At 70.4% G+C, this 12,342-nt stretch carries 15 protein-coding genes, 1 tRNA gene and 1 pseudogene; 12 read left to right on the top strand and 5 right to left on the bottom strand.

Annotation, left to right across the window (positions count from 1 at the left end; translation table 11 throughout):
• The 4 genes and pseudogenes from ACTJK8_RS24640 to ACTJK8_RS24625 form a co-directional block, all read left to right on the top strand.
• Positions 1-495, top strand: a pseudogene (locus ACTJK8_RS24640) (dihydroxy-acid dehydratase); the annotation flags it as partial.
• 112 nt (positions 496-607) lie between these two features.
• Positions 608-1,024, top strand: coding sequence for a hypothetical protein (locus ACTJK8_RS24635; RefSeq protein WP_440762667.1), 417 nt, complete (start codon positions 608-610; stop codon positions 1,022-1,024).
• Between the two features lie 176 nt (positions 1,025-1,200).
• The gene (locus ACTJK8_RS24630) at positions 1,201-1,572 is read left to right on the top strand and encodes a hypothetical protein (protein WP_440762666.1); all 372 of its coding nucleotides are present in this window, start codon (positions 1,201-1,203) and stop codon (positions 1,570-1,572) included.
• A 214-nt stretch (positions 1,573-1,786) separates the two neighbouring features.
• Positions 1,787-2,119 carry a hypothetical protein gene (locus ACTJK8_RS24625; protein WP_440762665.1) on the top strand — a complete coding sequence of 111 codons (333 nt, stop codon included), beginning with the start codon at positions 1,787-1,789 and terminating at the stop codon, positions 2,117-2,119.
• Positions 2,120-2,186: 67 nt separating this feature from the next.
• Here ACTJK8_RS24625 and ACTJK8_RS24620 read toward each other — a convergent pair whose 3' ends face one another.
• The 3 genes from ACTJK8_RS24620 to ACTJK8_RS24610 all read right to left on the bottom strand — a co-directional run bounded on the left by ACTJK8_RS24620 (position 2,187) and on the right by ACTJK8_RS24610 (position 4,274).
• Positions 2,187-2,972: a hypothetical protein gene (locus tag ACTJK8_RS24620; protein ID WP_440762664.1), complete on the bottom strand. Its 786-nt coding sequence runs from the start codon at positions 2,970-2,972 to the stop codon at positions 2,187-2,189.
• Between the two features lie 76 nt (positions 2,973-3,048).
• The gene (locus ACTJK8_RS24615) at positions 3,049-3,303 is read right to left on the bottom strand and encodes a hypothetical protein (RefSeq protein WP_440762663.1); all 255 of its coding nucleotides are present in this window, start codon (positions 3,301-3,303) and stop codon (positions 3,049-3,051) included.
• 242 nt (positions 3,304-3,545) lie between these two features.
• Positions 3,546-4,274 carry a hypothetical protein gene (locus ACTJK8_RS24610; RefSeq protein WP_440762662.1) on the bottom strand — a complete coding sequence of 243 codons (729 nt, stop codon included), beginning with the start codon at positions 4,272-4,274 and terminating at the stop codon, positions 3,546-3,548.
• A 219-nt stretch (positions 4,275-4,493) separates the two neighbouring features.
• Between ACTJK8_RS24610 and ACTJK8_RS24605 the strand changes: the two genes are divergently transcribed.
• The 7 genes from ACTJK8_RS24605 to ACTJK8_RS24575 all read left to right on the top strand — a co-directional run bounded on the left by ACTJK8_RS24605 (position 4,494) and on the right by ACTJK8_RS24575 (position 9,498).
• Positions 4,494-4,787: a hypothetical protein gene (locus ACTJK8_RS24605; RefSeq protein ID WP_440762661.1), complete on the top strand. Its 294-nt coding sequence runs from the start codon at positions 4,494-4,496 to the stop codon at positions 4,785-4,787.
• Positions 4,788-4,849: 62 nt separating this feature from the next.
• Positions 4,850-5,092 carry a hypothetical protein gene (locus tag ACTJK8_RS24600; RefSeq protein WP_440762660.1) on the top strand — a complete coding sequence of 81 codons (243 nt, stop codon included), beginning with the start codon at positions 4,850-4,852 and terminating at the stop codon, positions 5,090-5,092.
• Positions 5,092-5,679: a hypothetical protein gene (locus ACTJK8_RS24595; protein WP_440762659.1), complete on the top strand. Its 588-nt coding sequence runs from the start codon at positions 5,092-5,094 to the stop codon at positions 5,677-5,679. The genes ACTJK8_RS24600 and ACTJK8_RS24595 overlap by 1 nt, the downstream gene beginning before the upstream one ends.
• A 54-nt stretch (positions 5,680-5,733) precedes the next feature.
• Positions 5,734-7,581: a ParB/RepB/Spo0J family partition protein gene (locus ACTJK8_RS24590; protein WP_440762658.1), complete on the top strand. Its 1,848-nt coding sequence runs from the start codon at positions 5,734-5,736 to the stop codon at positions 7,579-7,581.
• Between the two features lie 59 nt (positions 7,582-7,640).
• Positions 7,641-7,925 carry a hypothetical protein gene (locus ACTJK8_RS24585; RefSeq protein ID WP_440762657.1) on the top strand — a complete coding sequence of 95 codons (285 nt, stop codon included), beginning with the start codon at positions 7,641-7,643 and terminating at the stop codon, positions 7,923-7,925.
• Positions 7,922-8,770, top strand: a complete 849-nt coding sequence (locus ACTJK8_RS24580; protein ID WP_440762656.1) for an HIRAN domain-containing protein — start codon at positions 7,922-7,924, stop codon at positions 8,768-8,770. The genes ACTJK8_RS24585 and ACTJK8_RS24580 overlap by 4 nt, the downstream gene beginning before the upstream one ends.
• Positions 8,771-9,120: 350 nt before the next feature.
• Complete coding sequence (locus ACTJK8_RS24575) at positions 9,121-9,498, top strand: hypothetical protein (protein ID WP_440762655.1); 378 nt, start codon at positions 9,121-9,123, stop codon at positions 9,496-9,498.
• A 2-nt stretch (positions 9,499-9,500) separates the two neighbouring features.
• On the opposite strand, the gene ACTJK8_RS24570 is transcribed toward ACTJK8_RS24575, so the two are convergent.
• The gene (locus tag ACTJK8_RS24570; protein ID WP_440762654.1) at positions 9,501-10,019 is read right to left on the bottom strand and encodes a metallophosphoesterase; all 519 of its coding nucleotides are present in this window, start codon (positions 10,017-10,019) and stop codon (positions 9,501-9,503) included.
• A 605-nt stretch (positions 10,020-10,624) separates the two neighbouring features.
• Between ACTJK8_RS24570 and ACTJK8_RS24565 the strand changes: the two genes are divergently transcribed.
• Positions 10,625-12,103, top strand: a complete 1,479-nt coding sequence (locus ACTJK8_RS24565; RefSeq protein WP_440762653.1) for a hypothetical protein — start codon at positions 10,625-10,627, stop codon at positions 12,101-12,103.
• A 106-nt stretch (positions 12,104-12,209) separates the two neighbouring features.
• Here the strand turns inward: ACTJK8_RS24565 and ACTJK8_RS24560 are convergent.
• Positions 12,210-12,286, bottom strand: a tRNA-Pro gene (locus ACTJK8_RS24560).
• Between the last annotated feature and the right edge of the window lie 56 nt (positions 12,287-12,342).

The raw sequence follows: 12,342 nt of genomic DNA, 5'->3' as shown, positions 1-12,342 counted from the left end.
CTGACCTTCACGGGCACCGCCCGCGTGTTCGAGAGCCAGGACGCGGCCGTCGACGGCATCCTCAACGGCAAGGTCACGGCCGGCGAGGTCGTGCTGATCCGCTACGAGGGACCGCGGGGGGGCCCCGGCATGCAGGAGATGCTCTACCCGACGAGCTACCTCAAATCGAAGGGGCTGGGTAAGGCGTGCGCCCTCGTCACCGACGGGCGGTTCTCCGGCGGGTCGTCGGGCCTGTCCATCGGGCACGTCTCCCCCGAGGCGGCCGAGGGCGGCCTGATCGGCCTCGTGCGCGACGGCGACCGGATCGCCATCGACATCCCGAACCGCAGCATCCACCTCGACGTGGACAAGGCAGAGCTCGACCGGCGGCGGGTCGCCCAGGAGGCAGCGGGTTGGCAGCCGGCGAAGCCGCGCAAGCGGAAGGTGAGCGCGGCCCTGCGCGCCTACGCGATGCTCACGACCAGCGCCGCCCACGGCGCGGTCCGGCGAGTCTGATCCCGTTGAGCGATCTTTAAATTCCTGAGGGGGTCAAGAGGGGCACGACCGCAGAGGTATCCGCACGGTTCTCCTTGGCTAAGCCGTTGCCCGCCATATCGTCTGCTTCGGGATGACCCACCAACTCGGCTGGATGGCCGCAAAGGGCGCAAAGCCGAATGTCAGCTCTTGCATACAGGCGGCGATAGGAGTCAGCGACGATCAAAAGATCGCCAGTTGCGACGCCCCCCGGGGCCAGGCAGACGCCGCCCTGGCCAAGGACGGCCTTGCCGAGCAGGTCGCGGCGGCCCACGCCGGCCCCCTCCAGGCATTCCTTGACCGGCTCAAGCCGGCTGTCCCCTCGGCCAAGCCGTGCCGCATCAACCGAGCGACCGGCTTCCCCGAGGGCATGCGGGACAGCCACGCGCGCACGCAGCTCCGGGCCGGGGACATCGCTGGATGGGGCCGAGACCGGCTCTGCGCCGCCGCCGCCAGCCTGGACCACGAAGTCGTCGTCACCTTGAGGCCGCGAGTTCGCGCCGAAACGTAGTCCGCCGTCGGTCCGACGTGCGCCCGCCGTCGGGCGGTGTGCGCCCCCTGTGCGCCCGTCAAAATGAACAGGTGTTCAGGTTGGGCCGACATTTCACGCTTCGGGGGCATCCTGGCGTGACATGTCTTGGACCTATGCATCGCCCCGGGGCATCCTTCAGCAAAGAGGAGCCCCCCATGCGCGTGAAGATCTCCACATTGTCCGAGGCCCAGCGCGTCGCCCACGAGCGTGACCTCGGCCGCAGGAGGAAGGCCGACGAGCGGGAGCGCTTGCGCGACATGGGGCGGCCCGACGCGGCGACGCTGGACAGGGCCCTCGGGGACGCTGTCCGGTCGATCCTATCCCGGGGCGGGGACGCCTTGACGCGCCCGGTCACCCCAGCGGCGCTGCTTAGGCTCACGCAGGAGCATCTCCTCTTGCGGTCCGTGCGGGCGGAGGAGGCTGGCCGGGAGCCGGTCCGCTACCGCTCCGAGGCCGTCCTCGCGGCGATCCAGGACCGCCTGCTGACCCCGCCGCGGGGCGCACCAGGACCTGCAAAGGCCGCCTAGGGACCCCTCGAAATCCGCGTTACCAAAATCGCGACAGCCGATTCCTTGGAATGGAGTAACGGTAGGACAGCCCCTCGGCTTCAAAAACGCTCGCTGGACACGTCCCGGTTAACCGGAGGCCAGGGATACCGCTCGAAAGGCGGGCCGGCCCTCTGGACGAGGGAGTCCGCCCAGGCCCAACTTGAGGGTACACACCGCCGCCAAGGAGGCCCCCATGAACGCGATCGCCGCCGAGGTCATGATGGACTGCGGGGGGAGGCTCGCCTCGATCGGCAGCGCGATCCACCTCGGCGTGCAGATCGCTGCGGCTGAGCGGAGGGCCCGGCGGGACGAGGCCGTCGATTCGGTCACTAGGCTGGCCTACAGGCTGCAGGACGCCCGCGCCGACCAGCGCGAGTCCGAGATCCGCGCGGTGGCTGCCGAGGCCCGCATCGAGGTCGTGGAGCGGGCCCTCGCCCGTGCCGTTGCAGAGGCGGCCGCGCTGCGTGAGGCTCTGAGCGTGGAGCGGGAGTTCTCGGCCGGCCTGCGCGACATCATCGGCGCCTGAGGACGCCCGCTGAGATGCGAAGGGCCGCCGGGATCGCCGGCGGCCCTTTCCGTTCTTGTCGCAGACCTCAGCCGAAGGCGGGACGCGGCCCCCCATGGCGGCGGTCATAGGCCTCGTCGTCGTCCTCGGTCGGCAGAACCGCCGGGCGGGGGCCGCGCGTCGCCATGGCCGCCACCTCCGCTCGGTCTATGGCCGCGGCCCTGCGGATCTGGGCCAGCATCGCCCGCATGTCGTCCCGGGCCGGGGCAGCCACGGGCGCGGCTGGAGCCGGCGGAATCCCGGGGATCGGGGTGCGACCCTGGACGTGGGCGGCGACGACCCACGTGGTCAACTCACCGAGGTGACGCAGCTGGTTCGGCGAGAGGCCACCCAGCCACTGGACCAAGTGCGGCGGCAGGTCGGCATCGTGGAGCGGGATCATCCGGACGTCGCCGGCTGCCCGGGCCCCGGCGGAGGCCTGTACGGCGTTGCCGAGCATGGCGGCGGCATGGAGCTCGGCTCGGGCGGCGGGAGGCACCTGGGTCAACGTCTGCGCCGCCATGCTGTCGTCCCGGCCGACGGCGGCGTCCGCGACGTCCCGGGGTCCGACGGGCCGGCGGGGCAGTAGCGCGCCGAGCGTCGCACCGAAGGCGCCGGCTGCATAGTCCAGCACCCGCGCCGGACCGGACAGCCCCCGGCCGGCGACGTGGGCGACGTGGCTGGCGCCGTCCCTCACGCCTCGGCCAACCATGCGGACGTCGGCCGCGATCGCGGCACCGACCTCTTTCACGCCGCCGAAGATGGCGCGCAGCGCGGCCATGATCATCGCGGCGATGGCCCGGGCGATCCGGGCGAACCTGTCAGAAACGAACATCTCAACCTCCATCACGGCCTGTGCCGCGAACGGAGCCTCCCCCCGCGGCATGAAAGTTACCAGGACAAGTCACGCCTCAGCGCCGCGGACCGCCGTACCCGCGCGCGTTGACCTCCGTCATGATGGCCTCGACGTGCTGCTCCCATTCCCGACCCGGGCCACCCTTGCCGGACCGGCCTTCCCGACCGTCGGATCCCTCCGTGAGCGAGGAGAGCCGAAGCGGTACGACGTACCCGAGGTCGTGGCATTGGCCAGCTGTGCCGGCGAGGACGTGGTCCTGGATTTGCCAGTCGGCCGTCCGGATGATGCGGCGCAGCTGGCTGTCGTCCATCTTCGCGAGCCACGCCCGGACCTCGGGCGGCAGCGGGGGCGGCGACCCGAGTGCCAGCTCGTACTGGTCTCGCTAAATCGTGCGCACGTGCCGGCGAATCAGGTAGCCCAACGGGGCGGCCGTCGACCTGAGCGGCTGCCGTGGGGGCGCAGCCGGTGGGGGCGGCTCAGGCACGGCTTCCGGCGCCATCAAGCCGTACCAGCGAAGGATAGCGACAAAAATCTTTCGCAGCGTGGTCATTGTCACTCTCCGAAAAGGCAGGCGCGCAGCGCCGGGGGGAGCTGCCTTCGGTGCGCGTAGACGAGCGCCCGGGCATGGGCGGCCTCGCCGATGTCGAGCGAATCGGTGCTGGCGAGGCGATGCCCCTCAGCGCTCGCGACGGCGCTCCAGCCCACCCCATTCCGCTCCCGGGCCTGGTCCCCATCCAGCCCTGAAAGGTGCCGGCATGCCGCGAGCAGGTCGGCCCGGACATCGGGATCCCGGGCGGCGGCGACGTCCTCCGGCGCGGCCGGCTTCGCGAGCCGGCGGTCCACGGCCGCGACGACGTCCCGCGCCTCGGCCAGGAGCGCCCGGGCGAGGCAGACTTGGCCAGGCGAAAGCCGCCGGGCCCCGGCCAGCCCCTCGGCCAAGGCAACCTTCGACCGAAAAGCCCAAGCGTGCCGCGCGAGCCCGTCGGCGAGGGCATCCTGAGCGGCGACGAGGGCGTCCTCATCCACGGGCCGATTCGTCGCCGCGACGCGAGCCTGATGCGCGAGGTCCTGCCGGACGTCGGCCTCCCAGCGAGTGATCCGCTTGGGGAGATCGGGCACCTGCGCCGCGGCCGCGAGATCCCACACGACGACGCGGTCCTCGATGCGCAGGCCGGCCCGCGCGGTGGCCTGGGGGAACCGTCGGAACAGGTGGTCGCCCTGCTTCGTGCGCCCGGCGATCCAGCGCCCATGGCCCGCCCGGCGCCACGCCAGGTCAAGCAAAGCTGGCGGATTGCCAAGAATTAACGCGCTCTCTGTCCGAAGGATCGGGCAATCTATCCTTTGAAGCACGGACCACTCCAATCTTTGGCAAATGATACTGAACAGCTTTTCGCTTCCCGACCTGAAAAAAACTGTCGGTACCCTCATTTTCGCCCTTGCGCGCAATTTCACAAGTGCTCCAATAGAAAGAAATTTGCACACACCGCCGAGGACGTCTTGATGAGTAGTGAAGCGCCTTTCGGCGTCGGCTCCCTCGTGCCGATCGTCGGCTACGACGAGATCGTCGCCCTGATGCGGGCCGGCGTCGCGCAGGCCGGGTCCCAGCGCGCCTACGCGCAGGCGTTCGCCATCCACGAGGGCGACCTGTCGCAGGTCTTGCGCGAGCGCCGGCTGCCGACGGAGCGCATGGCGCTCTTCGTCGGGGTCGAGAGGCAGTTCGTCAGGGTCTCCGCACCCATGAGCCCGCTGTGGGTTCCCCCTGCCGTCCGTCAGGGGGGCGTGTCGTGCAGCTGACCCCTCGCCAAATCAGGAGTCGCATCGCCGCGACCGCTCAGCAGGCCGGGAGCTCCAAGGCCGTGGCAACCGCCGCAGGCGTGAGCGAGACGCGCGTATCGAAGAGCATCCGCTCGGGCACGAACGTGCCGGACACCCTGCTCTCCGCGTGCGGCATGTGGCGGGACGAGCACGGCGACGTCCGCCTCGTCGGCGACCCCGGCCCGGCTCGCATCCAGGTCATGGTCGTGCAGGCCTCCGGCGTGGCCGGCGTCGCGGCCGCGATCGCCCTCGCGTCGGCCGCCCTCGGCAAGGGGAGGTCCTGATGGCCCATGCCACGCGGAAGCCCGCCGGGGACAAGGGGACGGCCGATCGAATCGAAGCCGACGACGGGCACGTGTGGGTGCGCCTCGTCACGAAGCAGGCCCTCGACCGCGAGGGTAGCTCGATGGGGCACTGCGTCGGCGGTGGAGGGTACGACCTGCTCGCCGGCAGCGAGGATATGGCCGACAGCGCCATCTGGTCACTCCGCCGGCCCGACGGTATCTCGGTCCTGACAGTAGCGGTCGAAGCGCTAGCCTCTGAGCACCGCCTCTCTTACGCGAAGGGCCCGAAGAACAGCCCGCCCGGCCGGTTCGAGGCGATGCAAGTTGCCCACCTCGCCGCCGCGTTCGAGGACGCCCTTCATAGCTTCAGCGTCTACGAAGGTACGCAGATTGTCCTCATGGAGGATGGCCGGTCGTATCGAGAGGATCGCCTGCCCCCTGAAGCCGTGGCTGCTCGCGAAGCGGTCCAACGGGCTAGGCGCGTGGCCCTGGCAGAGCGCCTAGCGAGGCAATCCCCCCCCGACCAGCCTTTCCCGTGGGCTGAGATCCTCCAGGGAGCAGCGGTCAAGGCGGAGCCGCCCAGCTGACCGGTTCCCCCTCGCTTTTGTTGGCTATCCTATCCCCTGTGAGGGTGCTGCATCATGATCAAGAACCTCCCGCTTAACGTCCTCCTCCACGGTCACGACGCCTCCGCCCCCGAGGGCGTCGTCAACGTGCGCCTCGCCGGCCGCGAGGATGGCATCTACCAGCTGGCCGCCTCGATCCACGCGCTTGGCCTGCTCCAGCCGCTCACGGTCGTCCCCGGCGCCGGCCAGGCCCACTACGTCGTCGACGGCAACCGCCGCCTCGCGGCACTCCGGACGCTCGCCGGCGACGGCCGGATTCGCACGGACACCCCGGTGGCCGTCATCGAGTGCGACGCCGGCGCCGCCCGAGAGCTAGGGCTTGCCGCCAACAGCACCCAGGCCCGCATGCACGAGGCTGACCAATACAGGGCATTCCACGCCCTCCTGCAGGAGGGGATGGGCGAGGCGGACATCGCGTCGCGCTTCGGCATCGAGCCCGTCCGAATCCGCCGGATGCTGGCTTTGGGACAGCTCGCCGATGAGGTGCTGGATGCCTGGCGCGCCGGGAACTTCGGCCGGGATCCGGTCGACACCGTGCGCTCATTCACGCTGGCGTCATCGCTCGACGAGCAGCGCGCCGTCCTGGAGAAGCTCCGTGGCGCCGGCCGGCTCTACGCCCACTGCGTGCGGAGCGAGCTCGGCGTCGGAGACCATGACCTTAGCCGCAACCTGGCCTTCGTCGGCAGGGATGCCTACGTCGCGGCGGGCGGCGGAATCATCGAGGACCTCTTCGGCGACAACGACCGCGTCGAGCACCCCGCCCTGCTGAAGCGCCTCGTCGACGAGCTGGTCGCGGCCGAGGTGAAGTGGCTCGTCGCCGACGGCTGGTCGTGGGCGGCCCTCGACGCGAGCCTGCCGGACAACGCTCGCTGGTCCTGGCAAACCCTCCGCGCCGAACCGCGCGCGGCCACCGCCGCGGAGACCGCCCGCCTTGAGGAGCTCCGGGCGATCGTCGACGCCGACGAAGACGCCGACGGTGTCGCCGCGGCCGAGCAGGAGGCCGAGGACATCGAGCTCGACCGCCAGCAAGACGGCTACACGACGGAGCAGAGGGGACGGTCGGGTGTCATCCTCCGGATCGGCCGGGCCGGCAAGGTCGACATGACGCTGGGCGTCGTCCGTCCGGCGACGGCGGCCGTGGCGAAGGTCTTCGCCAAGATCGAGGGCGGGGACGCTGCTAAGGCCCTCGCGGACGCCAAGGCCGAGCAGCCGGAACCCCAGAAGATCTCGGCGGCCCTGACGCTCCGCCTGTCGCAGCAGCGGACGATCGCGATGCGCGACGCGATGCTGGCTTCGCCGCAGATCGCCCTTGCCGCGCTGCTCGCCACGGCGATCGCCCAGGATTCCTACAGCTCGCCGGTCCGCATCACCCTGAACGGGTACAACGAGGCGCCCGGCGGCCCAGCCGTCGACGCTGAGAAGTTCGAGGCGGCCTTCGAGCGGCTCGCGGACATGCCCATGGATGCGCTGCTGACGGTCGCCGCCGGCGTGGCTGGGAGGGCGCTCGACCTGCAAATCCACGCCGTCGGCGCGGTCCCGTCTAGCGCCAAGGGGGCCAAGGCCCTGGAGGCTCGCCTCGACGCTGCGCGGATGGGAGAGGCGACGCGGGAGCGTTGGGATGCGGCGGACTTCTTCAAGTCGGCGCCCAAGGCGGTGGCGCTGCGCGCCGTCGCGGAGTCCCTTGGCCAGCCCGAGGCTGACCGGATCGCCGGACTGACGAAGCCCGAGATCGCTGCGGTCGCGCTGGCCCGGGTCGTCCCGACCGGCTGGCTGCCGTCCGAGATCAGGCCCGTCGGCTACGCGGTGGCCCCGGCTGCCGAGGCGACGCCCGCTCCGAAGACGGCTCGCAAGAAGGCCGCCTGATCAGCGCCGGGGCGGGCGCCCGGTCGCCCCGGCCTCTTCCTCAGCCGATGGAGCAGACGGTGACCGTAGTCGATTCACGCGGCCAGGAGGGCAGTCGCTTCACACAGACGATCCGGGACGTCCAGGCGGGCGTCGCGTACATGATCCGGACACCGTACGGCCGGCCAGCCCGCGACATCGGGGACGTGGAAGTGGTCGGCCACGACTCGCTGATGCCGTTGCGATTCTACACGGTCGACCACGCCCGGGGGGTCATCGTGTTCCAGACGGACCACGCGATTGTCACCGTCATCGCGCGCGTCGTCCGCCAGCCCCTCAACGCAATCGGCGGGAGGCCCGCGTGAGGGATCCGCTGCCGATTGTCCCTGACCTCAACGGGCTCGCCGACACGCCCGTCGGCATCGAGAGCGCCGGCCTCGCCCGCGGCGAGGCGTGGTGCACATACGAGATCGCGGGCTTGCAGTTCTACGACTACCACCGGCACGACGAGGACCTCGACGTGATGGTCATGCCGGCAACGGGCGACCGCCTGCAGATCGTCCGGGACCCAGAGAACCCGCACGACTGCAACGCCATCCGGATCGTTTGGCGCAACGACCGCCAGCTAGGCCACGTCCCCCGTGATCTCGCCCGGGACGTCGCCCCGATCCTCGACGCCGGAGCGCCGGGCCGGGCGTACGTCATCGACGCCGGCGATGGCGATGCCTGGAGCTGCCGGGCCCTGATCGTCGGGGCCGCGGCGGCCCCTTGGCATGAGCGGCACCTGCGCCACGTCGTCTCCGAGGCGCTGCACGCCCGTCCCGAGGGCGAGATCCGGCTTCATCGCCGGGCCCTCAAGCGGGCCGAGAGGGCCGCGGATAGGGTGTGCACGATGCGGACGCGTCGGCTCCGCCAGGCAGTTGACGTCCTGCTGACGGTGCCCTTCGACCCGGATCTTCCCGACGTCGGCCGGCGCTGCACTCCGGAGGCCCTGGCCCGGGCCCTGGCATGTAGCCGGTCGACGGTCGTCCGGATTGCTTCCAGCGTCGGGCTTCCAATCGGCCGCTACACGCACGACGTCGAGCTGACGCCCGAGCTCGACGTCGCCCTGAGAGCCTGGTGCCAGACGCCTCGCTCGAAAGTGGATCCCCGGGATACCTGGTGCGCCAGGATCGGCCGGCAGGAGCCCCCGTGGGACTGGATCGCATGACGCGCCGAGCCCCCCCGCGCTGACCCATTCACCTCCACGCAATCCCCGACAGCTTGGATGCCCCATGACCCATCGGACACTTTACCATCGGACGCTGGCCCAGAAGATCGACTGGGAGCTCCGCAGGAAGCGCATCCACGGCGTGCCTGAGCGCCGCGACCTGCGCCGGCGCCGGGCGCGAAGGATGGCAGCGCAAGTGCCTGCACCCATCGCGCGTCCGGCCCCGACTGCGGAGCAGATCCAGCGGGCCATGGCTTCCGACTGGACGTTCGGTGCCTTCTTCGACTCCTTGCGGAGCTATCTGGCCTCACGCCGCCCGGGTGCCCACCATGTCGCATGAGGACGGACGCATGGACGAGGAGGACCGCGGCCTGGACAGGCTGGCGTTGATGGAGGACGTCACCGTCCTGGACGAAGAGCCCGGCGCGCTCGGGGCATCCCCGCCGTTCGCGCTCATCTGCGATCCGAGGACCGAGGCCGACATGTACATCGGCCAGTTCCCGCTCGATCCCGATATCGGGCAGGCGCTGGTCTTCGCCCGCTCGGTTGAGGGCGGTGATGACGGCTACGAGAAGGGGCAGCTTTACGTGCTGATGCGCTTCGCCGCCGACCCCAGCGGGAGGCCGGTCCGCTTCCCGGTCCCACGCACGATCGACGAGCGGATCACCCTCGCCGTGCAGATCCTGCTGGAGAAGAACGCCGCCGAGTGGGGGTTCGAGGCGCCGTAGCCTCAAGCCGCCTCGGCGAGCGCGGCCGCCGCGCCCCCCCCGGCCTCCCGGGCGGCCGTGTCCGCCAGGGCCTCCCGGATCTCCAAGAGCCGGACGGGCGCCCAATCCCAGCAGTCGACACCGACGTCCAGGCTCGCCGCCGTGCCGGGCAGGCTGCCATGGGAATGCCCGTAGAGGTGGATGTCGCCTCGGTGCATGCCCGGCCACACCCGGTGGGCATAGTGGCTCAGCCAGATGCCTTGAGCCGTCGGCATGCCGGGATCCTGGACATGGATCGTGCAGGCCTGGACGGGCGGGGCCGCCCACGGCAGCCGGAGGCCCTGGCCCTCATGATTGCCGATGATGAGGTGCTTGCGGCCCCGCAGCCTGCCGAAGATCTCGCGCGCGCGGGCATGCCCCCCGCCGTAGGCGAAGTCGCCGAGATGCCAGACGATGTCGTCGTTGCAAACCCTCCCGTTCCAGCGGGAGATGAGGACCTCGTCGTGCTCCTCGATCGAGGCGAACGGACGGGGCCGGGGCATACGATCCGAAAGGATCCCGCGGTGCGAGAAGTGAGTGTCCGAGACGTACCAGTGCACGGCCATTTCAGCCTCCGGGCATAGGGGAGCGCGTGCCGGCCGGGGCGTCCCGGCGGCGGTGGCTGGCCTCAGGCCAAGCGCGGGCGTTTGCCTATGCGGAGGGGCGTGCTTATGGGGGCGAGCCTCGCCGATCGGCGCGCCGGCGGCAAGGGCCGATTCGCGAGGCGGTTAGCGGACCCCTGGCCGGATCGGGCAAGCCCAGGGACCGGCGCACCCACCCCATTAACCGAGGACCTCCGCAGCGCTTTCGCCGGCCACGTTTTCGGGCATGATCCCCCCATGCCGACCTACCTTTTCGACACGGGGCTGTCTTTCGATCTATGGGCCGACGCTCGGCTGGCCGAGGGCGCGCACGATGAAGCCCCCCTGACGCTGGAGCAGGCCTGCTGGCTGCCCGAGCTGTGTCAGCCTGACGAGATCCTCGGCCGTGCCCCGCTCTGGACGGCGGCAGCACTGCGCGGCGCGATCGACCGGGGCGACCTAGCCGTCGAGCGACACGGTAGATTGATGTTCGTCACGAAGCGGCTCGTCCGCGAATGGAGGGACCGATGCCGGACGACACCGCGAAGCCCAAGCGAATCCGCCTTTCCCGCTCCGCCGCCAAGCCGCGCACACTCGGTAAGACCGGCAGAGGCCTCCCCTACCTTTGGTGGCGCCCCGGGCGCGTCGACGCCGACGGCGTCGACCGCACCGGCCGCTGGTGGATCGTCCACCGCGGCAAGCAGGTCCGAAGCACTGGCAGCGGTGCTGGCAAGGACGCGGAACGCCAAGCGATCCAAGCCCTGAACGACTATACCGGCAGCCTGTCGGTCATCGCCCCGGGCGAGACCGGCCCCCGGAAGAACAGGCCGGCGCATGAGGTGCTCATCGCCGAGGTCCTCGACCGCTACCTGACGGCCAAGAAGGGTCGGCTCGATCCTGACACCGGCGAGGTGAAGGGAGGCGTCGCCCGGCACAATGAATTGGCGCAGCGCGTCGAGACGCTGTTGACGTGGTGGGGGACCCGGACGCTCGACGAGGTCGATAGCGCCACGTGCGCCGAGTACGTCTCCGATCGGGTCGGGACGCCATGGAAGACCCACGGCCGGGCTGGGCTCGACCGCGACGGCAACCCGCGGTCAGAGAACGCAGGGCCTGTCCGCCGCGGCCACTCGAAGCCAGCGAAGGCGCGGGTCGTTGGCGAGGGCGGAGCCCGGCGGGAGCTGGAGGACCTGCGGGCGGCCATCAACCTGGCCACGAAGGACGCCCTGACCCGCGACACGGTCCACGTGACCCTGCCGCCCAAGGGTGAGGAGCGCGATCGCTGGCTGACGAAGGAAGAGGCCGCCAGGATCGTCCGGGGCGCCTGGCAGAAGAGAGAGATCCAGACGATCCATTCCGGGCCGCGGAAGGGCGAGCGTGTCGTCGGCCGCCGTGTCGGCCAGCACCTCGCCCGCTTCGTCATCGTGGCCCTGCGGACCGGCACGCGCTCGGGCCCGATCTGCAACGCCAGCTTCGTTCGTGAGGTCGGCAAGGCTTGGATGGAGCTGAAGACCGAGACGACGATGGAGGATCGGATCGAGACCCGCACGATCGACGGCGAGGTGTTCGAGCGTCGGGTCCAGGTTCCGGTCATCAAGCGCGTCGCGGTCTTCCACCGGAAGGCGGTGGCCGCGGAGGCCAAGAAGAACAAGAAGGCGCCGACGGTCCGGATGCCCGATTCTTTGGTCGCGCACCTCTGGCGCTGGCACCACGTCCTCGGCCAGCGCCATGTCGTGGAGTGGAACGGCAAGCCCGTCGGCAGCACGAAGCGGTCCTTCGCCAACCTCGCCTACGACTTGGGGTTCGGCGACGACGTTGTCCGGCACTCGCTCAGGCACACCGCCGTGACCTGGGGCATGCAGGCCGGGACCGACATCTGGGAGCTCGCCGGATACGTCGGCATGACGACCGAGATGATCGAGAGGCGCTACGGCCACCACAGCCCGGCCCACATGGAAGGGGCACGAGCGGCCCTTGGCGGGCGGGGTCGGAAGCGCGCGGCCTGATGGGTCCAGGGGTTTTGGAAGTGCGCGCAGTGGCGCTTATCTGTGGCCGAACCTGTGGCCAAGGGTCTGCTCTCTGAGCCGGGAAGACCGTTCCCCTAGAGGAAATTGGTCGGAGTGGCAGGATTTGAACCTGCGACCCCCACGTCCCGAACGTGGTGCGCTACCAGACTGCGCTACACTCCGAAGGCCGCCCCGCGTGTCCGTCAGGGCCGGCGAGCGGGTGTATAGCCGCGCCTTTG

Source organism: Methylobacterium sp. 22177 (genome assembly GCF_052045615.1).
Classification (GTDB): domain Bacteria; phylum Pseudomonadota; class Alphaproteobacteria; order Rhizobiales; family Beijerinckiaceae; genus Methylobacterium; species Methylobacterium radiotolerans.
Note: the sequence above shows the minus strand (reverse complement) of the source record. Positions and strands in the feature narration are given on the sequence as shown.

Excerpts from the sequence above, each read along its gene's own strand:
- ACTJK8_RS24635 (WP_440762667.1), top strand. The coding sequence starts at position 608 with ATGACCCACCAACTCGGCTGGATGGCCGCAAAGGGCGCAAAGCCGAAT.
- ACTJK8_RS24630 (WP_440762666.1), top strand. The coding sequence starts at position 1,201 with ATGCGCGTGAAGATCTCCACATTGTCCGAGGCCCAGCGCGTCGCCCAC.
- ACTJK8_RS24625 (WP_440762665.1), top strand. The coding sequence starts at position 1,787 with ATGAACGCGATCGCCGCCGAGGTCATGATGGACTGCGGGGGGAGGCTC.
- ACTJK8_RS24620 (WP_440762664.1), bottom strand. The coding sequence starts at position 2,972 with ATGTTCGTTTCTGACAGGTTCGCCCGGATCGCCCGGGCCATCGCCGCG.
- ACTJK8_RS24615 (WP_440762663.1), bottom strand. The coding sequence starts at position 3,303 with ATGGACGACAGCCAGCTGCGCCGCATCATCCGGACGGCCGACTGGCAA.
- ACTJK8_RS24605 (WP_440762661.1), top strand. The coding sequence starts at position 4,494 with ATGAGTAGTGAAGCGCCTTTCGGCGTCGGCTCCCTCGTGCCGATCGTC.
- ACTJK8_RS24595 (WP_440762659.1), top strand. The coding sequence starts at position 5,092 with ATGGCCCATGCCACGCGGAAGCCCGCCGGGGACAAGGGGACGGCCGAT.
- ACTJK8_RS24590 (WP_440762658.1), top strand. The coding sequence starts at position 5,734 with ATGATCAAGAACCTCCCGCTTAACGTCCTCCTCCACGGTCACGACGCC.
- ACTJK8_RS24575 (WP_440762655.1), top strand. The coding sequence starts at position 9,121 with ATGGACGAGGAGGACCGCGGCCTGGACAGGCTGGCGTTGATGGAGGAC.
- ACTJK8_RS24570 (WP_440762654.1), bottom strand. The coding sequence starts at position 10,019 with ATGCCCCGGCCCCGTCCGTTCGCCTCGATCGAGGAGCACGACGAGGTC.
- ACTJK8_RS24565 (WP_440762653.1), top strand. The coding sequence starts at position 10,625 with ATGCCGGACGACACCGCGAAGCCCAAGCGAATCCGCCTTTCCCGCTCC.